Source organism: Paraburkholderia ultramafica (assembly GCF_902859915.1).
GTDB lineage: Bacteria > Pseudomonadota > Gammaproteobacteria > Burkholderiales > Burkholderiaceae > Paraburkholderia > Paraburkholderia ultramafica.
In genome coordinates, this window is the sequence record NZ_CADIKK010000017.1 from 74,688 (window position 1) to 92,842 (window position 18,155).

At 61.8% G+C, this 18,155-nt stretch carries 20 protein-coding genes, 2 tRNA genes and 1 pseudogene; 11 read left to right on the forward strand and 12 right to left on the reverse strand.

The features are described 5' to 3' along the window. Positions 1–54: 54 nt before the first annotated feature. Positions 55–543, forward strand: coding sequence for a phage protein NinX family protein (locus HV744_RS19045; protein WP_175151011.1), 489 nt, complete (start codon positions 55–57; stop codon positions 541–543). 86 nt (positions 544–629) lie between these two features. On the opposite strand, the gene HV744_RS19050 is transcribed toward HV744_RS19045, so the two are convergent. After that, a tRNA-Arg gene (locus HV744_RS19050) sits at positions 630–706 on the reverse strand. A 120-nt stretch (positions 707–826) separates the two neighbouring features. On the opposite strand from HV744_RS19050, the gene greB reads away from it, so the two are divergent. Next, positions 827–1,396, forward strand: coding sequence for a transcription elongation factor GreB (gene greB / locus HV744_RS19055; RefSeq protein ID WP_175151012.1), 570 nt, complete (start codon positions 827–829; stop codon positions 1,394–1,396). Here greB and HV744_RS19060 read toward each other — a convergent pair. Then, positions 1,365–1,757 (reverse strand): transposase, encoded by a 393-nt coding sequence (locus HV744_RS19060; RefSeq protein ID WP_175151013.1) that lies wholly within the window; start codon positions 1,755–1,757, stop codon positions 1,365–1,367. The two genes, greB and HV744_RS19060, sit on opposite strands and share 32 nt — an antisense overlap. Before the next feature lie 89 nt (positions 1,758–1,846). Continuing rightward, complete coding sequence (locus HV744_RS19065) at positions 1,847–3,010, reverse strand: porin (RefSeq protein WP_175151014.1); 1,164 nt, start codon at positions 3,008–3,010, stop codon at positions 1,847–1,849. Between the two features lie 200 nt (positions 3,011–3,210). Here HV744_RS19065 and HV744_RS19070 point away from each other — a divergent pair, with 200 nt between their 5' ends. Continuing rightward, positions 3,211–3,381 carry a hypothetical protein gene (locus HV744_RS19070; RefSeq protein ID WP_175151015.1) on the forward strand — a complete coding sequence of 57 codons (171 nt, stop codon included), beginning with the start codon at positions 3,211–3,213 and terminating at the stop codon, positions 3,379–3,381. 157 nt (positions 3,382–3,538) lie between these two features. Here the strand turns inward: HV744_RS19070 and HV744_RS19075 are convergent, their stop codons facing one another. After that, a complete protein-coding gene (locus HV744_RS19075) occupies positions 3,539–3,781 on the reverse strand; it encodes a hypothetical protein (protein WP_175151103.1) in 243 nt (80 codons plus the stop codon). Positions 3,782–4,219: 438 nt separating this feature from the next. Here HV744_RS19075 and HV744_RS19080 point away from each other — a divergent pair, with 438 nt between their 5' ends. After that, the gene (locus tag HV744_RS19080; RefSeq protein WP_175151016.1) at positions 4,220–4,423 is read left to right on the forward strand and encodes a cold-shock protein; all 204 of its coding nucleotides are present in this window, start codon (positions 4,220–4,222) and stop codon (positions 4,421–4,423) included. 346 nt (positions 4,424–4,769) lie between these two features. Next, positions 4,770–5,921 (forward strand): 3'-5' exonuclease family protein, encoded by a 1,152-nt coding sequence (locus HV744_RS19085; RefSeq protein ID WP_175151017.1) that lies wholly within the window; start codon positions 4,770–4,772, stop codon positions 5,919–5,921. 136 nt (positions 5,922–6,057) lie between these two features. Here the strand turns inward: HV744_RS19085 and HV744_RS19090 are convergent, their stop codons facing one another. Both HV744_RS19090 and HV744_RS19095 read right to left on the reverse strand, forming a co-directional pair. Next, positions 6,058–6,654 (reverse strand): chorismate mutase, encoded by a 597-nt coding sequence (locus tag HV744_RS19090; protein WP_175151018.1) that lies wholly within the window; start codon positions 6,652–6,654, stop codon positions 6,058–6,060. A gap of 289 nt (positions 6,655–6,943) precedes the next feature. Next, entirely contained in the window at positions 6,944–7,093 is a 150-nt protein-coding gene (locus HV744_RS19095) for a hypothetical protein (RefSeq protein WP_175151019.1), read from the reverse strand. A gap of 782 nt (positions 7,094–7,875) precedes the next feature. Here HV744_RS19095 and HV744_RS19100 point away from each other — a divergent pair. Both HV744_RS19100 and HV744_RS19105 read left to right on the forward strand, forming a co-directional pair. Next, positions 7,876–8,076 (forward strand): hypothetical protein, encoded by a 201-nt coding sequence (locus HV744_RS19100; RefSeq protein WP_175151020.1) that lies wholly within the window; start codon positions 7,876–7,878, stop codon positions 8,074–8,076. 63 nt (positions 8,077–8,139) lie between these two features. Further along, on the forward strand, positions 8,140–8,739 hold the full coding sequence (locus HV744_RS19105) for an acyltransferase family protein (RefSeq protein ID WP_175151021.1): 600 nt from the start codon (positions 8,140–8,142) through the stop codon (positions 8,737–8,739). A gap of 127 nt (positions 8,740–8,866) precedes the next feature. Here the strand turns inward: HV744_RS19105 and HV744_RS19110 are convergent. From HV744_RS19110 to pepN, 5 genes are all read right to left on the reverse strand, one after another. Continuing rightward, a tRNA-Thr gene (locus HV744_RS19110) sits at positions 8,867–8,942 on the reverse strand. Positions 8,943–8,997: 55 nt separating this feature from the next. Beyond that, positions 8,998–10,014 carry a class 1 fructose-bisphosphatase gene (locus HV744_RS19115; protein WP_175151022.1) on the reverse strand — a complete coding sequence of 339 codons (1,017 nt, stop codon included), beginning with the start codon at positions 10,012–10,014 and terminating at the stop codon, positions 8,998–9,000. 121 nt (positions 10,015–10,135) lie between these two features. Continuing rightward, positions 10,136–10,591 (reverse strand): HigA family addiction module antitoxin, encoded by a 456-nt coding sequence (locus tag HV744_RS19120; RefSeq protein ID WP_175151023.1) that lies wholly within the window; start codon positions 10,589–10,591, stop codon positions 10,136–10,138. Positions 10,592–10,607: 16 nt separating this feature from the next. Further along, a complete protein-coding gene (locus tag HV744_RS19125; RefSeq protein WP_175151024.1) occupies positions 10,608–10,889 on the reverse strand; it encodes a type II toxin-antitoxin system RelE/ParE family toxin in 282 nt (93 codons plus the stop codon). Between the two features lie 198 nt (positions 10,890–11,087). After that, positions 11,088–13,793: an aminopeptidase N gene (pepN, locus tag HV744_RS19130; protein WP_175151025.1), complete on the reverse strand. Its 2,706-nt coding sequence runs from the start codon at positions 13,791–13,793 to the stop codon at positions 11,088–11,090. A gap of 232 nt (positions 13,794–14,025) precedes the next feature. On the opposite strand from pepN, the gene HV744_RS19135 reads away from it, so the two are divergent. Further along, positions 14,026–14,733 carry a DUF4136 domain-containing protein gene (locus HV744_RS19135; protein WP_175151026.1) on the forward strand — a complete coding sequence of 236 codons (708 nt, stop codon included), beginning with the start codon at positions 14,026–14,028 and terminating at the stop codon, positions 14,731–14,733. Between the two features lie 186 nt (positions 14,734–14,919). Here HV744_RS19135 and HV744_RS19140 read toward each other — a convergent pair. After that, a pseudogene (locus HV744_RS19140) lies at positions 14,920–15,476 on the reverse strand (TMEM165/GDT1 family protein). Between the two features lie 860 nt (positions 15,477–16,336). Here HV744_RS19140 and HV744_RS19145 point away from each other — a divergent pair. From HV744_RS19145 to HV744_RS19155, 3 genes are read left to right on the forward strand one after another with little or no spacing between them, the layout of a single operon-like run. Then, complete coding sequence (locus HV744_RS19145; RefSeq protein ID WP_175151027.1) at positions 16,337–17,101, forward strand: beta-ketoacyl synthase chain length factor; 765 nt, start codon at positions 16,337–16,339, stop codon at positions 17,099–17,101. After that, positions 17,085–17,879: a lysophospholipid acyltransferase family protein gene (locus HV744_RS19150; RefSeq protein WP_175151028.1), complete on the forward strand. Its 795-nt coding sequence runs from the start codon at positions 17,085–17,087 to the stop codon at positions 17,877–17,879. Before HV744_RS19145 ends, HV744_RS19150 begins: the two co-directional genes overlap by 17 nt. Beyond that, the gene (locus HV744_RS19155; RefSeq protein ID WP_175151029.1) at positions 17,854–18,153 is read left to right on the forward strand and encodes a phosphopantetheine-binding protein; all 300 of its coding nucleotides are present in this window, start codon (positions 17,854–17,856) and stop codon (positions 18,151–18,153) included. The genes HV744_RS19150 and HV744_RS19155 overlap by 26 nt, the downstream gene beginning before the upstream one ends. Positions 18,154–18,155 lie beyond the last annotated feature (2 nt).

An 18,155-nucleotide genomic window follows, 5' to 3' on the forward strand; every position in this document is an offset into this window, starting at 1 on the left:
ATCTGAACGCGCCGGCGACAGGCGAGTCTCACCTGAACCTCAGGGAGAACGCTGATGAACGTAGCCGACCTCAACGGCGTGGCGCTCGATTATTGGGTGGCCCGCAGCCTGCACGACTTCGTGCGCGAAATCTATTTCACCGACAGTGGCGAAACCGTCTCGATTCGCGGCAACGACCGCGGTCGTCCGTGGGACGGGCGTTTCACGCCGTCCACGTCATGGGAGGCTGCCTCGGCGGTGCTGGAGCGCGCGCAGCGGCTGGAGGTCCGTGAGCGGACTGCTGGTGGCGCCGCACTCTGCGTCGCGGAGTTCGAAGGCGCGCATCGAACCGTGGAAGGGCGGGGCGACTCGTTGCGGGTGGCGCTGCTGCGAGCGTTCGTCGCAAGCCGTTTCGGCGAAAGCGTGGACGACGTGCTGCGCGAGCCACAAGCGCTGACTGGCGACCGTGCTCGACTGATCGGCGAGCAAACGGCGGGAGGTATTGTCGAGGACGTACCGAACCCGGATGGGCGGATAGGAGATATCCAGTCGCCGCCGCGATAACGATGGGTGTCGCCTCTCCGCGAGGCGCGTTACGCAAAGCGCCAGACAAAAACAAAGGGCCTTCCGATTGGAAGGCCCTTCATAGGTGGTGCGGCTGGCAGGATTCGAACCCACGACCCCTTGGTTCGTAGCCAAGTACTCTATCCAACTGAGCTACAGCCGCACACAGAAACGAGATTATAGCAAAGGTTTTGGAAAATGGAAGCGTGTAACTGCGATTTGTCTCATGGGCCTGATCGTGTACCCTTGATAGGCAGTCGTTTGCTGCAGTTAATGGACCATCATGAACAAGGCCTTTGTCAAAGAGTCGAGTGAAGAGAATGACGACGACCTCGACGTCGCCCAGCCGGAAGTCCCCGCGGGTACCAAGAACTACATCACGCCCGCCGGCTACCGGCGCATGCGCGATGAACTGCTGCATTTGATCGATGTCGAGCGGCCGGAAGTGGTCAGGCTCGTGTCGTGGGCGGCGTCGAACGGCGATCGGTCGGAGAACGGCGATTACATCTATGGCAAGCGCCGCTTGCGCGAGATCGACCGGCGAATCCGCTTTCTGACCAAACGTCTCGACCTCGCTGAAGTTGTCGATAGCAGCAAACAGGAGAATGTCGATCAGGTGTTCTTCGGCGCGAGCGTCGAATATGCGACGGAAGATGGCGAGCTGCATACCGTGACGATCGTCGGCATTGACGAGGTCGATCTGGATATCGGGCATGTGAGCTGGATTTCGCCGATTGCGCGCGCGCTGCTCAAAGCGAAAATCGGCGATACGGTCACGTTGTACACGCCGGCCGGCCCGCAGCCGATCGATGTACTTGACGTCAAGTATCCGCCGCCCGACACAGGCGGCTAGATCCGCGGCTCGCCGCGCCGGATGATGTCTGCGAGGGTGGGGCGAATCGGGCTGTTTCGACGAGGTCCACCCTGCCCGGCGCGGAACAACTTTGAGCGCCTGCGATTGGATGTGTGAGCAGCATGCGCACCTGATCGAGCCTGCCGCTGCGCTTCCAGTTCAGATACTTCGCATAGCAGGTCTGTTGTGGCGGAAAGTGGGCGGGCAGATACATCCAGCGCTCACCTGTACGCTCTATCCACAGGATGGCATCGAGCACGGCGCGCGAGTCGGCGGCTGGACGCCCGGTGGCCTTTTGGGCGCCTGCCGTCGGAAACAGATGTTGAATGCACTCCCATTCGGCGTCTGACAGCCGGTCCATCTCGTCTTCTCCTCGAAAGCATCTTGTAGCGCGACATAAAAAAGGCGCCGCGAACGGCGCCTTCTCTACTGCCAGTCCTTGCGCAATGCTTAGAAGCGGTGACGCAGACCAGCCGTCACGGCGACTTGCTTGTTGTTGCCCGAAGCGTTGCCCACGCCATTGATGAAGGCGGGGACGATAGAGTCTTCGTTTGCTGCCTGATACACGCCTTGCAGGTACACGTCGGTACGCTTGGACAATGCGTACGCGGTTTGCAGGTTGACCTGGTTCCAGTGCACGTGCGAGCTGGACAGGTTAGCGCGGGTGTACGTGTACGCGCCGGCGATGCTGATCGCCGGCGTCAGAGCGTAACGAGCGTTGGCCTCGAAGTTCTGGAACTGGGCGCTGTTGGACGGGAAGCGGATGCCGCCCGAGATGCCCGATGCGGCCTGGCTGATGCCGGCGAGGCCATGCAGGTTCGTCTGCGAGTACACGAGGCCAACGGTTGCCGGGCCGAACGCGTAGTTGGCGCCTGCGCCCCACGTTTGCTGACGTTGCGCGAAGAACGTGTTGTCGCCCGACACTGCGCCACCCGAATTGAACGCTGCGGCCGCGCTAGTCGAGCCGTTGCTGTTCAGTTGCATGTAAGCGGCGGCGACGTTCAGGCCGCCCCAACTGTACGATCCGCCCGCGCTATATGCGCGGTTGTTCGCGAAGCCGGCCGCCTGGTTCGAGAAGCCGTACAACGCGCCGAACTTGAAGCCGCCGTAGTTCGCGCTCTGGTACTTGACCGAGTTGTTGATACGGAACGAGTTGTTCAGGTTGTCGTTGTCGAACGGGTGCGCGAACTGCGTGCCGCCGTATTGCGTGCCGGTCAGCGCCAGCGGGCCGACGTAGTCAACCATGCTGTCATATTGACGGCCGAGCGTGACAGCGCCGAACTGGTCGCTCGACAGACCGACGAACGCCTGCCGGCCGAACAGGCGGCTGTTCTGCTTGAGCGTGCCGTCGTTGATGCCAAAGCCGTTTTCCAACGTGAAGATGGCCTTCAGACCACCGCCCAGATCTTCAGCGCCACGCAGGCCGAAACGGCTTCCGTTCACCGAGCCACTCGTCATGGCCACGTTGGCGCCGTGCTGGGTACTACTCACGCGCTGGTTATTCGTATAGGTGATGCCGGCGTCGATCAGGCCGTACAACGTCACGCTGCTTTGCGCATGCGCGGCGGTTGCAAAAACGCCCGTGAGGGCCGCGACCATGAGTGTCTTTTTCATTTTGTAACTCCGAGAGCGAGAGAGGTATTGGAACCCAGGCTTAGGAGACCTTCACGCGGGCGCTGCGAGAGGCGGGTCCTCGTGAAACGCGCGTTGACCAAAATCGCGCCGGTTTCCGGTTAGGCAGAGTGTAGAGAGACACTTCGCGAAGTGGGCGTTCCGATTTTCGCAATAAAGTATTACGCGATTGGAAACGATGTATGAATGCCAACGAAGCCTTATGGATAAAGGCTTTCCGCGTTATTGACGGGATGGGCAGGGCACTTGGACTGAATTTTCGTTGCTCATTTGCGACACCAAACGATGCAAAAAAGCAACGCAGCGATATCACAATGAGGATTGTTGTTGTTGCCGCAATAGATGATTGTTAATTGTATGAATAACGGAAATGGATTGACCCGCTATACTGAAATTTCTGCTTTCCAAAGCAGACTTTTTCGTTGACGAAAAAGATCTCCAAACCTTTGTCGGCGCGGCTTTCCAGTCGCGCTTTTTTTTGCCTGCGGATCGCGAATTCGCGGATGCCGGTCAGTGTGCGGGCGCTGCGTCGTCCACGTCGCTCCAGTCGGTCGTCGCCGATACGCTCCAGTCTTCCATCACGTAATGGCGCGCGTCCATCGGGGACGACAGCAGGTTCTGCCAGTGATCCCCGTGCCACATGGGATCAAATTCAAAGGACGTGTCCGCGAGCGGCGCGGATTGATCTGCAGCAGTCTTTGTGTGCGAGCGGGTGAGCCAGACGACGAGGCGGCGGACTTGATTGAACAGCATGGCAATCTCCTGATACGCATTACTACCACGACTGACTTCGATCATGCTGTCGTGAATGCGGCGCAGCAAGTCGGACAAACACTTACCAAAAACAGATTTTGTTACATTTATCCGGCGACATGCTGAAAAATTTCCCGCCATTTGGCATGTTCTGGAGCTAGTTGAGTAATATTGACGCGAATTTTTATTCGGTAGTTAATGAATATGCGTCTGGCATTTCGGGATGGGTCTGAGTCTTTTATCTCTGATCTTGCTAAATGAATATGAAAAATTCGCTTGACGACAATTCTTCGTTCCCCGTATAACGGCAAGGCTGAATTTCAGTTGCCGGTTCGGATTATCTGCAGCTTGCCGAATATGGAATGGCTGACGAAGTGGCGGCGTTATTCGACGTGGGGCAATGCCCGATTTTGATAAATCATCGAGGGAAAGTGAAAAATGGAAACTGGTATCGTCAAATGGTTCAACGATGCTAAGGGCTTTGGCTTCATCACTTCGGATTCGGGTGGCGACGATCTGTTTGCCCACTTTTCGGAGATTCGCGCGGAAGGCTTCAAGTCGCTGAAGGAAAACCAGCGCGTTTCCTTCGACGTCAAAGCAGGCCCGAAGGGCAAGCAGGCGGCCAACATTCAGCCGCTGTGAGCCGCGCGGCGCGCACCGCCAGGCCGCTCTGATTGCAAGAGAGCCCTCGCCGGAATGCGAGGGCTCTTTTTATGATTCTTGCAGTATTTTTTCGCCGCGGATTCGTCTGGTTTTGGTTAAAGCGTGTTTGATGCAAGACGGAAGCGCTCGAATCCTGTCTCTGTGGCTTTTATATTTACGCCAAAAAACATAATATTTTCAGGTTTCAACGGCAGTTGGCGGCTCACCCCGGAAATGCGTTCTTTGCACAGCGCTCCCCGCCGAACTAATGTGATGCGATCTGGGTGCGCGGCGGCCAACTGGTGCATACTTGCCGCAAAGCCACGCGTCTAAAGTATCCCTTTCCATGTCTGAACAGTTTTTGCCGGAACCGGCCCTGGATGTACCGATTGTCTTCGTCGACCTCGAGACCACTGGCGGTTCCACTAGCGAGCACCGCATCACCGAGGTCGGCGTCGTCGAAGTGGGGCCTGCCGGCGTGTCGCGCTGGAGCAGTCTGGTCGACCCGCAGCAGCCGATTCCGTCTTTCATCCAGCAGCTCACTGGTATCACGAACGCAATGGTACGCGGCGCGCCGACTTTCGATGAAATCGCGCCGGCCCTGTTCGAGCGCCTGAGCGGCAAACTGTTCGTCGCGCACAACGCCAGTTTCGATCGCGGTTTTCTGCGCGGCGAGTTTCGCCGGGTCGGGCTCGCGTTCGATCCGGACGTGCTGTGCACGGTGCGTTTGTCGCGCGCGTTGTTTCCGGCCGAAAAGCGCCATGGGCTCGACGCGCTGGTCGAACGTCACGCGCTCGTGCCGTCCGATCGCCACCGCGCGCTCGCCGACGCCGATCTGATCTGGCAGTTCTGGCAGCGTCTGCCTGGCCTCGTGCCGCTTGACGTGCTGCGCGCGCAGATCGAGCGCACCACGCGGCGCTACCGGCTTGCCGGCGACATCACCGAGGATCTGCTCGATACCGCGCCAGCCGGTTGTGGTGTTTATGCCTTCTATGGCGACGGGGACTTGCCGCTGTATGTTGGACGAAGTGTGCGAGTGCGTCAGCGGGTGCGCTCGCATCTGACCGGTGAGCGGCGCTCGTCGAAGGATATTCGGCTTGCGCAGCAGGTGCGGCGTGTCGAGTGGCGCGCGACCGGCGGCGAATTGGGCGCGATGCTTGCGGAGGCGCAGTGGATCGCGACGTTGCGTCCCGGCCATAACCGGGTGCAGCGCGTCACAAAAAGCGATCCGGTGGACGCGCCCTGGCCGTTCCAAGGGCCGATCGTCTTTGAGGAGTGCGAGGAGGCGTCGCAGGCGCGCGCTTTCCATATTGTCGACGGTTGGTGCTACGTGGGGCATGCGCCGTCGCTTGCGCAAGCGGCTGAGTTGTACGCGTCGAGCGTCGCGGGGCCATTCGAGCTGTCGACCTATCGCATCCTGCAGAGTCATCTTGCACGCGGTCTGCGTGTGATGCCATTGAGCGTATCGAGCGACACGCCGGTGTCGAGTCTCGCTTGAGGGGATTGGTCCTGCTCCACCCGCAACCCGCCGCTCAAAGCCAGGCAGGTTCAGGCGCATAGCCGCACCCACTCGCAGCCAGTCGCGCGCGCCAGACCGATGGGTTCGAGCCGCGCGCGCCATCACGCCGACCGGATCAACCGGTCGCGCCCACGCCACCCGTTTCGCACACGTGACCTAGCGCGCGAGTCAACGCGTTCGAATGAGCCGAGTCATAGCGGGTCAGCGATTTCCAGTTGGCCAGCGATTGCGCGACGCGCGATGGGCAATCGTCCGCCGTCCGCAACGGTTGCACGCGCGCGAGACCGGTCACGAGCGATTGCGTCAGCCGGTCAAGTTGCGGCCTCGTGCTGGTTGCGAGGTCGGGCGCGGGCCCTTGCGGCGGTTGCGAGCTACGCCAGGTGGCAAACAGCGCGTTTTGCAGGTCCTTGCTCGCGTCGATCTGATCCTGGAAAAATGCGCGGGCGAATGCCGGGTCGACGTTTGCCGCCGCGGCGCGCTTTTCCACATCGGCCAGCAGCGCGTTTTCGCGCGGCGTATCGGTAATCGCCTGATGGTTCGCCCACTTCCAGCGCGCAACCGGTTCCGCGAGCGCGAGGCGCTGTGAAGCCAGCGCAATCAGATTGGTGAGCGCCGTGTCGTCGCCATCGGCGACGGCGGGGGCCGGTGCAAATGCGAGGCAAGCCGCTAACGCGAGTGCGCATGACGCGCCAAAGCGATACGAACGATTCATGGGAAATGGACCTGGCCGGGCGGCCGCAGAGGAAAACCAGAAGAATAAATGATGCCCCGGCAGCGAGGGCGTCTGGTCCGAACTAAAACCGCCGCCCGAGAGACTTTGGCCGCGCGAATCGGAGACGTGCGCGAGCGGACGCCGCGGCTCGGTAGCCGCGCGCAGCGGGAGTCAGGTGACCCGATTCAGCGTCACGCACCGAGTGTGAGACGTTGAATGAGGCGCGTGCACACGCCGCGCGTCTGACGCGCGGACGGCGATGCTGCAGCTGCATCGCGCCACTGCACAATTACTTCGGGTCGCACGACTTGCGTTGTTCGTCGAAAAAAGCGCGAACGTGCTCAGGCAGTTCGGCTCCCAGAAACTCGACGCCAGCGGGTTCCGGATCCGGGCAAAAGACTTTATCCGGGGTCGGAATCTTCGTTGGTTTGGCATCCATGATCTTTCTCCTTTACAAACCGATTATCTGCCTCGGTTCCCGTTTCGCACCAGTGTCTGATGCACGTCACATGTTCTCTGTTGCTTTAACGGCACAAGCCAACACTTGAACAGAGTGTTTGAATAAAATTTATCGTCTTGCTGCAGTTGCGCGGTTTCCTCCAGCGCGAATCAAATCAGTCCGCCCCCCTTGTCGCTCCCTTCCCAGCCTTGACCCGTCGGCTTTTCAGCCGATCACTGCGTCTTGTTTGTAGGTCGGTGCTTCACGTGTTTTTCATGTGAATAAATCATGACAGGATTTGTGCACTGCCGCATCCGCAGATTTTTCTTCATATTTGACTGAACGTTCGTTAATTACCGATCGATTCAGTTTGTGCGTTCGACCACTAATCTTTCGTAAACGATCGATTTCGAGATTTCGTTGACGCGTATGAACACTTTTAGAGCTTTGCTGTGCGGATTAACAAATCTGTGGTCTGCATGGGACGTGGGCTTAAGCGAGACGCTCCTTTACATCTCGGGCCTCGGCTGCTAACGCTGATGGCATTGCGGGGGGGCCAGCCTGGTCGAGGCGCGGCGGCAAGTGAAAATCGACGCAGGTTTTACGCGTAGTGGCGCGATCGTGCTTTTGTGCCAAAACCTCATCGTCCGATGACAGGTCGGCCAGCGCAGCAATTGCCGCCTATGCTTGAAGCAGCTATCTGCGGCGTGACGTGCGATGGCTAACGGACGCGCCTGGCCTGGCGCGGAAGATGTCAGTCTTCGCCCTTCAGAGAGTTCGTCATGGAAAACGCTGTCTACTGGAATGGACGTCAGGTCGGAATCGAATGTGCCGGCAGGATTTTGTGGTTTTCGTCGGCGCCGCAGGAAGCGATCGCTGCGTACGGCACGCCACGGACAGAGCCGGTTGTTGTCGAAGATGCTGTCGTGGCTCGTAATCTCGTCATGACGCTGCCTTACGACCGCCTGGATTTTCGTGGGTGAGCGGGGCGGTTTGATTTCGCGGCGGCCCTGCATGGCGTCCGGAAAAACTGGACTTGCCTCTGCGTGACCAGGACAGTTGTGAACCGCTTATGTCGATGGATTCTCTCGCTGTGCGAGGGTCCGTCCACCTATGCGAGCTTCGGTCTGACGACGCTTGGCGTGCCGCGGATTATTCTCCAGTTCATCGCGGGTTACTGGCTGTTCCGCATGCTCAAGACGTGGGAAGTTGGCGACGTTGGGTTGTGCATGGGTCTGTGCGCATTTGTGATTCTCATGTGCCTCTCCTCGACACGCCCGGTCTTGTTGCTTCCTTTGATACTGCTCATTGTCGCGGGCCTGGCAAAGGGTGGTGTCGTCGGAAATGCGCTATTTGGCAATCGTGTCGCCGTCTTCCTTGGCGAGATATCGTTTTCTATTTATCTCATTCACCCGATCTTGCAGATAGCCTGCAACCAGATTGCCAGACGGCTTCATATACCGGTCAATCCCGTGGTGGCGTTTATTGTGCTTCTGGTCGAAACTGGCCGTGGTCGTTGTGGGTGGTGCCTTCTGTTATTACGCCATAGAGGTGCCCGCGCGTCGCCTGATCGTGTCCAGGATAGAAGGGTGGAGCACTACGAAAGCGGACATAGAATCCACTGCTCCCGCAGCCTGGTCGAATGACATCGCAGTCGTGCCGTTTGGTGAGTGATGACGATCGGCCGATCGTATACGCGCCCGTCTTCGTCGGCGGGTCATCAGAAAACAAAAAGCCCAGTCGCATGGACTGGGCTTTTTGCTTGAATCTTGATGGTGCCGGAAAGAGGAATCGAACCCCCGACCTTCGCATTACGAATGCGCTGCTCTACCGTCTGAGCTATTCCGGCCTCAGGAGAAGCGAGATTATAGGGACTTCTTCAGCAGCTTGGCAAGCCCCTAAACTCATTTTTTTGCTTCGAGGTGGTAGCGGGTGACTCGATCGACCTCATTCTTCGAGCCGAGGAACACCGCGACACGTTCGTGCAGGCTCTTCGGCTGGATGTCCAGAATGCGCTTTTCACCGTTGGTCGCGGCGCCGCCCGCCTGCTCGACGATGAACGCCATCGGGTTCGCTTCGTACATCAGGCGCAGCTTGCCCGGCTTGTCCGGAGTACGCTTGTCGGCAGGATACATGAAGATGCCGCCGCGATTCAGGATACGGTGCACGTCCGCCACCATCGACGCGACCCAGCGCATATTGAAGTCGCTCTGGCGCGAACCGTCCTTGCCCGCCTTCAATTCGCCGATGTATTGCTCGACCGGCGCATACCAGTGGCGCTCGTTCGACGCGTTGATCGCATACTCGCGCGTTTCGACCGGAATGCGCATGTTGCTTTGCGTGAGCACCCACGAGCCGAGTTCGCGGTCGAGCGTGAAGCAGTTCACGCCGTTGCCGGTGGTCAGCACGAGCACGGTTTGCGGACCGTACACCGCATAACCCGCGGCGACCTGCTGCGTGCCCGGTTGCAGGAACGACTGTTCGGTGGGCTGGTGGCCGTCCGGGCAGCGCAGCACCGAGAAGATCGTGCCGATCGACACATTGACGTCGATGTTCGACGAGCCGTCGAGCGGATCGAACACCAGCAGGTATTCGCCCTTCGGATAGTTGGCCGGGATCGGGAAGAACTGTTCCATTTCCTCGGACGCCATGCCGGCCAGGTTGCCGCCCCATTCATTCGCTTCGAGCAGGATTTCGTTCGACAGGATGTCGAGCTTCTTCTGCACTTCGCCCTGCACGTTCTCGCTGCCCGCCGTGCCGAGCGCGTCGCCGAGCGCGCCCTTGCTGACGTGGTAGCTGATCGCCTTGCATGCACGCGCGACGACTTCGATCAAAAGGCGCAGGTCGGCCGGCAGGTTATTGGTCTCGCGCTGCTGCTCGATCAGGTACTTCGTGAGAGTGGTACGACGTTGCAAAGCCATTGCTGTACTCCGAGGAGGCTAGAGGAATATTCCGATTTTAACCGCTCGTTGTGTCCGCTCCGTGCTTTTGCGCGCGAAGCGTGTGCAGCGATGCGGCCGGCGCCGGATGGCGCGGCGCGATTCAGGCCTTGCGGCGCGCCCTGCCGGTGGTGTGGTTGCCGCTCACGCTGGCCGCGAGCGCCGCGGCACGCGCGTGCTCGGCCGACACTTTCGGCATTTTCGGACGGTCCGCCTTGGGCATCGGTTCGATCTCGCGTTCGATCTGCTCGCCGACAGCCGCCGTGGCGATGCGCAGGTCATAGGCGATTTGCAGGTTGAGCCAGAATTGCGCGCTCGCGCCGAAGTAGCGCTCAAGCCGCAGCGCGGTATCGGCCGAGATCGCGCGTTTGCCCCGCACGACGTCATTGATGCGCGGCGCCGGTACGCGCAGGGCAAGTGCGAGCGCATTGACGGACATGCCGAGCGGCTCGAGAAACTCGCTGCGCAGAATCTCGCCCGGATGGATTTCCGGGATGTTGTCGCCGGTGTCGATGCCCGAGAAATCGATGCTGCCCAGCGCGGAGCGTTTGATGACCATGCCGGTCTCCCAATAATCAGTGATAGTCGACAATCTCGACATTCAGCGCCTCCTCGCCGACGAAGTGAAAACAGATGCGCCATTGCGCATTGATCCGGATACTCCACTGCCCGCTGCGCTGGCCTTGCAAGGCTTCGAGCCGGTTGCCAGGCGGCGCGTGCAGACTGATGATGGAGTTGGCGGCGTCGATCATCAGCAGCTTGCGGCGTGCGAGAGCCTGTATGTGAAGCGGCAGTGAATGCACGAACTTGCCCTGGAAGATTCTCGCCGTAGCCTTGTCGCCGAATGTCGTGATCATGGGATGATATAACGCGTGCAGTTAAACGTAAACCGTTAAGTGAGTACGTTTACTTTCACCCCGTCAGCGCGCCATGAACAGTCGTCCAGATGGCCAACGCTGGCCTCGCCGCGCCCCATCACATGCGCCGGACTCAGGACGAAATAAAGCCGGCAACGCGTACCGGCTTTTCGAGACGAGTGCTGCGTCCAGGCGGAGTTACGCCAGCGCTTTCTCCACGATCTCGCGCACGTCGCGCGACTTCACCCGCGCAGCCACTTTCTCCAGCGCCGCACGCATGCCGTCGCGCAACGCCGGCGTGAAGCGGCGCCACAATTCGAGTGAGCGGGCAAGGCGGGCGGCCACTTGCGGATTGATCGCGTCGAGCGCGATCACCTGATCGGCCCAGAACGCATAGCCCGAGCCGTCCTCGGCGTGAAACTGCGCGGGGTTCGCCGCGCAGAAGCTGAAGATCAGCGAGCGCGCGCGGTTCGGGTTCTTCAGGTTGAAGGCCGGATGCGTCATCAGCTTGCGCACGATGTCGATCACCGGACGTTGCGCGCTGCCGCGCTGCGTCGCCTGCAACGCGAACCACTTGTCGATGACGAGCGGCTCCTTTTCGAAGCGCTGGTAGAAGTCGTCGAGCGCCTGCTGCGCCTGTACGCTGCCGCCGTTGGCCGCCGCCGCATTGAGCAGCGCGGAGAGCGCCGCCGCGCGGTCGGTCATGTTGTTCGCGGCGTCGTATTGCGCAGAGGCGAGGCGCACGGCCTCGGCCGGATCATCCAGTTCCACGAGATACGATAGCGCGAGATTCTTCAGCGAGCGATGACCGGAAGCCTCGGGCGTCGCTTCGTAGGCACCCGGCGTGCGATGCTGCTCGTACACCTTGAGCCAGTCGCTCCTGAGCGCATTGGCCAGACGCTTGCGCACGAACTGCCTGGCGGCATGCACGGCCGCCGGATTTGATTCGGCCATCTGCTCGGCCAGATACGCTTCCGACGGCAGCATCAATGCGAGTTCGCGGAACGACGGCGACAGTGTTTCGTCGGTGAGCACGCGCGCGAACGCGGCAACCACCGAGTCGTCGAGTTGCAGCGGCACGCCCGTGGCGGCGCGTGCTGCGAGCGTCATCAGCTCGCGCGTGGCGAGCCGTTGGCCGGCTTCCCAACGGTTGAACGGATCGCTGTCGTGCGCGAGCAGGAACGCGAGTTGATCCGCCGAGTAGTCGTATTCGACGATCACCGGCGCGGAGAAATTGCGCAGCAGCGACGGCAGCGGTTCCTGCGCGACGTCGACGAACGTGAAGGTCTGTTCTGTCTGCGTGAATTCCAGCACGCGCGTGGTGGCGGCCGACGCCTTGGCCTCACCTTCGAGCTGAAGCGGCAGATCCTTGCCGTCCTTGCCGATCAAGCCGATCGCGAACGGAATCAGCAGCGGTCCTTTCTGCGTGTCGCGCGCGGCCGGCGCGGCATCGCCGTAACCTTGCCTGAGCGTCACGCTGTAGCGCTGCTGCGCGGCGTCGTAACGGGTGCGCACGGACACACGCGGCGTGCCGGCCTGGCTGTACCAGCGCTCGAACTGTGCGAGGTCGCGGCCGTTCGCGTCGGCGAGCGCGTGGCGGAAATCGTCGCAGGTCACGGCCTGGCCGTCATGGCGCTGGAAGTACAGGTCCATGCCCTTGCGGAAACCGTCACGGCCGAACAGCGTCTGATACATCCGCACGACTTCCGAGCCTTTCTCGTAGACCGTCATCGTGTAGAAGTTGTTGATCTCGACGTAGCTTTCCGGGCGCACCGGATGGGCCATCGGGCCCGCGTCTTCGGCGAACTGCATCTGGCGCAGCACGCGCACGTCCTCGATGCGCTTGGTCGCACGCGCGGCTTCATCGCTGCTGTTGGTCTGGCCGCCTGCCATGTCGGCCGAGAACTCCTGATCGCGGAACACCGTCAGGCCTTCCTTCAGGCTCAGCTGGAACCAGTCGCGGCAGGTCACACGGTTGCCGGTCCAGTTGTGGAAGTACTCGTGGCCGACCACCGCCTCGATGTTCGCGAAGTCGGTGTCAGTCGCCGTTTCCGGGTTCGCCAGCACGTACTTCGTGTTGAAGATGTTGAGCCCCTTGTTCTCCATCGCGCCCATGTTGAAGTCGCTCACCGCGACGATCATGAAGCGGTCCAGATCGAGTTCGAGCCCGAAGCGTTCTTCGTCCCAGCGGATCGAATGGATCAGCGAGTCCATCGCGTGACGGGTCTTGTCGAGATCGTGCGGCTCGACCCACACCTGCAGCAATTTTTCCTTGCCCGAGCCGCTCTTCACGCGTTCTTCGAGCGCGACCAGCTTGCCCGCGACCAGCGCGAACAGATAGCTCGGCTTCCTGAACGGGTCTTCCCAGCGCGCGAAATGGCGGCCGCCCGGCAAATCGCCTTCTTCGAGCAGATTGCCGTTCGACAGCAGCACCGGATAGTCGGCTTTGCTGGCGCGCAGCGTGACCGTGAAGGTCGCCATCACGTCCGGGCGGTCGAGGAAGTAGGTGATGCGGCGAAAGCCCTCGGCCTCGCACTGCGTGAAGAAGTTGCCACCCGATACATAGAGGCCCGACAGCGTGGTGTTCGCAGCCGGATCGCAGATGCTGGTGAGCGTCAGTTCGAAGCTGTCCGGCACGTTGTCGAGCAGCAGGCCGTGCTCATGCGCATGAGCATTGGCGAAGGGCTGGCCGTCGATTGCTGCGCCGACGAACTCCAGTTGTTCGCCCATCAGTTCCAGATGCGCGGCGCGCGACGCATCCGGGTTGCGGCGTACGCGCATCGTGTTCCTGACGACCGTGCGTTCGGGGACCAGATCGAACTCCAGCGCGACGGTGTCGATCAGGAAGGCGGGCGGCGCGTAATCGGCGCGGCGGATCACATTGGGCGTTGCGGTATCGGCCATGGCGTTCTGTAGTGATGGTACTCGAGCGGTCAGGCGTGCGAAGGGCACGCGAGCCGGGCTTGTCGAGCCATTGTACAAAGCCTCGGGCGATCGTGCGGTGCGAACTTTTTACCGGCTTGCCAGGTCAGCGTATCATCGGACGATCGGGCACCCGCGCGCAAAAAGGCCTGCGTTGGCGTTGCCGGCCATGACTGGCGCTAACGGGCAACCCGGAGGCTTGACGAGGTAGACCATGAACATTGATCGATGGACCCGCCGCGCCACGCTGCTGCTCGCAGCGCTGACGGTGCTTCTGTCCGGTTGCACGACTTACGTGACCACCGAGGTCACGGCGTTCTCCGACTGGAGCAGCAACGACGCCATCCGTACCTTTGCGTTCACGCGGGCGGCGAATCAGCAAAACAATCTTGAACTCACCACCTACGAGCGCATGGTCGCCAACGAACTCACGGCACATGCGTTCCACGAAGTCGACAGCGCACGGGCGCGCTATCTGGTCGGAGTCTCGTACGGGATGCGCTCGGACATGGTGACGGTCGCCGAACCGGTGTACTACAACCCGTGGCCGGCGCCCTACTGGGGTCGTCCGTTCGATCCGTGGGGGCCATGGGGACCGTGGGGGCCGTATTCGACCACGTACGTGAATCAGAGTTATCCGATCTTCACGCATCTGCTGGGCGTGCGGATCACCGAGCGCGCGACCGGCAAGGAGGTCTATAACGTGACAGCGCGCAATTCGGGCGCCGAGTCGTCGCTGGTCAGGGCGATGCCGTATCTGGCGCGCAGCGCGCTGGCCGATTTCCCGCTCGGCAACGGCGTGGTGCACACGGTGAAGATACCGCTCGGCACGAGCGGCGGCGCAGTCAACGAGATGGCCGCCACCGGCGCCGCGCCCGCTGCGGCGCCGGCGCCGGCGTCGGGCGCGAAGATCGCGGAGTAAAACGGCGCGCTGAACGGCGCGCGTTGCGGCGCAAGACCAAACGGCCCGGCAGGTCATTCCTGCCGGGCCGTTTTGCTTTCACACCCGCGTGAAGAAAGGCGCCAGCGCGATTGGCGACTGATTGGCGACTGATAGCCGCCGCACCGCAGCCGAACGACGGCTCAAAGCGCACAATTGCAATGCCGTTTAAACGCCGACCCCAAACAGCGCCATCGTCCCCAGAACCACAAACATCACCGCGGCGATGCCGTGCACGAGTTTGGTCGGCAGACGGTGCGCGAAGCGGTCGCCAAGCAGGATGGCCGGCACGTTGGCGATCATCATGCCGAGCGTGGTGCCCGCCACTACGCCGAAGAAATCGTGAAAGCGCGCGGCGAGGGCCACCGTCGCGATTTGCGTCTTGTCGCCCATTTCCGCCAGGAAGAACGTCACCACGGTCGTGCCGAACACGCCGAAATGCGAGCGGCTGGTGTTGGCTTCGTCGTCGTCGAGCTTGTCCGGCACGAGGATCCACAGGCCCATCGCGATGAACGACGCGGCCAAAGCCCAGCGCATGATGGTAGGCGTCACGCGCCGAGCGCGCCCGCGCCTGCGTGATTGACGAGGGTGGCGGCCAGCACGCCGAGGATGATGGGTACCGGCTTGCGATAGCGGGCGGCCAGAACGAGCGAGAGCAGTTGCGTCTTGTCGCCGATCTCGGCGAGCGCGACCGCACCGGTCGAAATCAGAAAAGCCTGGTTCACGATTGTGTGGGTTCCTCGGGCAAGATATGAACGAGCGACGACCCACGACACGCCGGGCCCTGTTGCGGCGCGTGTGGATCATCGGTCTCGCCAGGCCAGAGGCTGTGGCTGCGATGGCCGTGCAGGCCAAGTCGGTTGACAGGCGCCCCCCGAACCGCACGTTCGACGCACCCGGGCACAGCGGTGCGGACATGCCGCGGGGCGGCTACTCCCCAATGAGCGACGGAGTATAGCAGGCGCGGGCGCGCTGCAGCGCGCAAGCGGGCCATGCGGCCTGCGCGGCCTGCGCGGCCTGCGGGGCTGCCGCGGCATTGTGCGGGCCGGACCGGCCACCCGCGGACGCCGGCGCCGGCCTTGCGGGACGCATACGAGGTTCGCCAGCCGCCAGCGTGCAAAATGTTCCGATCTGAAACACTCGCCAGGAAAGTCAGATGAAAGTATTTGCGCAAGCCGAGCGGATACGGCTGGCCGCCGTCCTGGCCGGAAGTGCGCCGCAAATGGCGTTCGGCCGGATCGGAGGCGGGTGGGCTAAATGTCAGATCGCCGGTCCGTCGCCTTTTAACCATCCGTCGTACCGGCGATACGGATACAGATGGATACGTCTTTTGTGGCTGATTTAATCCAGAATATTCAGTATGATTCCGGCGACCACGGGAGTTCGAGACAATTCACCAGACTAATTGCCGGAGACCCCTGAACAATCGGGGCCAAGTGCCGTTAATTCGCTGAACTCCCTATAAGAAGACTGGATTGTCCCCCGGCTGGAGATCGTCGATCCGCGCGGCGCGTGCACGCTGTGACGGCTGTGTATTCCGTCAGGCGCTTGAGCCTCTCCCCCGTTTCTACGCGCGAACACCGATATGCCCGATCTGCACTGGACCATTCCGGTCGGTCGCTGGTCTAGCTGGCCGGCTACCGCATCTGCCGCACCCGACATTGGCTTTATCGAGCCGATCGTGCGGCGTCGCCTGAGCACGCTGTCCAAAGTCGCGCTGAAGGTCGCGCACGACTGCGTCGCGCAGGACGCGGTGCGGGTCGTGTTCGCTTCGCGGCATGGGGAATTGCGGCGCACCACCGACATCCTGCGCAGCATCAGCGCGGGCGAGCCGGTCTCGCCGACCGCCTTCAGCCTGTCGGTGCTGAACGCGATGACCGGCGTGTTCGGCATCGCGCGCGGCGACCGCTCCGCGGCGAGCGCGATTTCGGCCGGCGCGGAAACGCTCGGCTACGCGCTGCTGGAAGCGCACGCGCAATTCGCGACGCAGCCGGACTCGCCAGTGTTGCTGGTGTACGCCGACGAACCGGCCGACGCGGCGTACGGCACGATCGAAGACGAAGTGCAGGGCGGCGCGATCGCCATCCTGCTCGACAGCGCAGCGGCGATTGGGCACATGGTGTGCTCGTTGTCCTACGCCGGCGGCACCAGCGGCCAGCCGTCCGCGTCACCCGGCGGCGCAAACGGGCCCGGCGCGGCCGACGCGGCCGGCGGCCCCAGCGGCGCCCCGCCAGCCTGCTTCGCGACCCAGAGCCAGGCATTGCTGCATTGTCTGGAAACCGGCCAGCCTGCGAGCTGGCAACGCGCCGGTACCATCTGGCATTGGAGTTGGCATGACCGCGCGGCTTGATTACCTTTGGCGTCTTTGCGCGACCGGCATGGCCTTCGTGGTATTCGGCATTTGCGGCGTGCTGTTTTCCGTGCTGGTGTTTCCGTTTGCATGGCTGTGGCCGCATCGCGCGTCGCGGCAGCGGGCGGTGACGCGCGTGATCCGCGGGTTTTTTCGCGCGCTGGTCGCGGTGTTGCGGCGCGTCGGCGTGATGGAGCTCGACGTGTCGGGCACCGACGCGTTGCGAGCCGCCGGCCCCGCGATCGTGGTGGCGAATCACCCGACCTACCTCGACGTGATGGTGCTGCTGTCGCTCACGCCGCGCGCCTGTTGCGTCGTGAAAAACGCGCACTGGAGCAACCCGTGTTTCTGGGGCATCGTGCGCTCGGCGGAATACGTCAGCAATGCGGACCCCGCGGAGCTGATCGAGGCCGGCGCACGGCAACTGGCGGCCGGCTATACGATGATCATTTTTCCCGAAGGCACGCGCAGCCCCGCGCCGAACCGGCTGCACGCTTTTTCACGCGGCTTCGCGCACATGGCGTTGAAGGCTGGCGCGCCAATCGTGCCGGTGCTGATGGATTGCGACCCGCCCGCGTTCACCAAGCAGATGCGCTGGTACGACGTGCCGGCGCGCGCGTTCCGGATGCGCGTGAACGTGCTCGAGCCGCTCGGCGTCGAGCAGCTCGCGGCCCATGACACGACACCGGCTCTGGCGGCGCGCAGCGTGACGAGCGCCGTCGAGGCACACATTACCCGGCACCTGGTCGATTATGGATTCTTTAAAACTGGAAATTAAACAGCTTCTGATCGAAGCCCTCGATCTCGAAGACCTCAGCCCGGCCGATATCGACGACGATGCCCCGCTGTTCGCTACCGACGGCATCGGTCTCGATTCGATCGATGCGCTCGAAATCGGCATCGTGCTGCGCAAACAATACCAACTGACCATCGCAGCGAACGACGAACGCACGCGCGAACACTTCCGCTCGATCAGCACGCTCGCCGCGCTGGTCGAGAGTCAGCGCGAAGCGGCGCATGCTGCGAACGAAACCACCAGGAAGGGGGAATAAAC

Excerpts from the sequence above, each read along its gene's own strand:
- HV744_RS19045 (WP_175151011.1), top strand. The coding sequence starts at position 55 with ATGAACGTAGCCGACCTCAACGGCGTGGCGCTCGATTATTGGGTGGCC.
- greB (WP_175151012.1), top strand. The coding sequence starts at position 827 with ATGAACAAGGCCTTTGTCAAAGAGTCGAGTGAAGAGAATGACGACGAC.
- HV744_RS19060 (WP_175151013.1), bottom strand. The coding sequence starts at position 1,757 with ATGGACCGGCTGTCAGACGCCGAATGGGAGTGCATTCAACATCTGTTT.
- HV744_RS19065 (WP_175151014.1), bottom strand. The coding sequence starts at position 3,010 with ATGAAAAAGACACTCATGGTCGCGGCCCTCACGGGCGTTTTTGCAACC.
- HV744_RS19070 (WP_175151015.1), top strand. The coding sequence starts at position 3,211 with ATGAATGCCAACGAAGCCTTATGGATAAAGGCTTTCCGCGTTATTGAC.
- HV744_RS19075 (WP_175151103.1), bottom strand. The coding sequence starts at position 3,781 with ATGCTGTTCAATCAAGTCCGCCGCCTCGTCGTCTGGCTCACCCGCTCG.
- HV744_RS19080 (WP_175151016.1), top strand. The coding sequence starts at position 4,220 with ATGGAAACTGGTATCGTCAAATGGTTCAACGATGCTAAGGGCTTTGGC.
- HV744_RS19085 (WP_175151017.1), top strand. The coding sequence starts at position 4,770 with ATGTCTGAACAGTTTTTGCCGGAACCGGCCCTGGATGTACCGATTGTC.
- HV744_RS19090 (WP_175151018.1), bottom strand. The coding sequence starts at position 6,654 with ATGAATCGTTCGTATCGCTTTGGCGCGTCATGCGCACTCGCGTTAGCG.
- HV744_RS19095 (WP_175151019.1), bottom strand. The coding sequence starts at position 7,093 with ATGGATGCCAAACCAACGAAGATTCCGACCCCGGATAAAGTCTTTTGC.
- HV744_RS19100 (WP_175151020.1), top strand. The coding sequence starts at position 7,876 with ATGGAAAACGCTGTCTACTGGAATGGACGTCAGGTCGGAATCGAATGT.
- HV744_RS19115 (WP_175151022.1), bottom strand. The coding sequence starts at position 10,014 with ATGGCTTTGCAACGTCGTACCACTCTCACGAAGTACCTGATCGAGCAG.
- HV744_RS19120 (WP_175151023.1), bottom strand. The coding sequence starts at position 10,591 with ATGGTCATCAAACGCTCCGCGCTGGGCAGCATCGATTTCTCGGGCATC.
- HV744_RS19125 (WP_175151024.1), bottom strand. The coding sequence starts at position 10,889 with ATGATCACGACATTCGGCGACAAGGCTACGGCGAGAATCTTCCAGGGC.
- pepN (WP_175151025.1), bottom strand. The coding sequence starts at position 13,793 with ATGGCCGATACCGCAACGCCCAATGTGATCCGCCGCGCCGATTACGCG.
- HV744_RS19135 (WP_175151026.1), top strand. The coding sequence starts at position 14,026 with ATGAACATTGATCGATGGACCCGCCGCGCCACGCTGCTGCTCGCAGCG.
- HV744_RS19145 (WP_175151027.1), top strand. The coding sequence starts at position 16,337 with ATGCCCGATCTGCACTGGACCATTCCGGTCGGTCGCTGGTCTAGCTGG.
- HV744_RS19150 (WP_175151028.1), top strand. The coding sequence starts at position 17,085 with ATGACCGCGCGGCTTGATTACCTTTGGCGTCTTTGCGCGACCGGCATG.
- HV744_RS19155 (WP_175151029.1), top strand. The coding sequence starts at position 17,854 with ATGGATTCTTTAAAACTGGAAATTAAACAGCTTCTGATCGAAGCCCTC.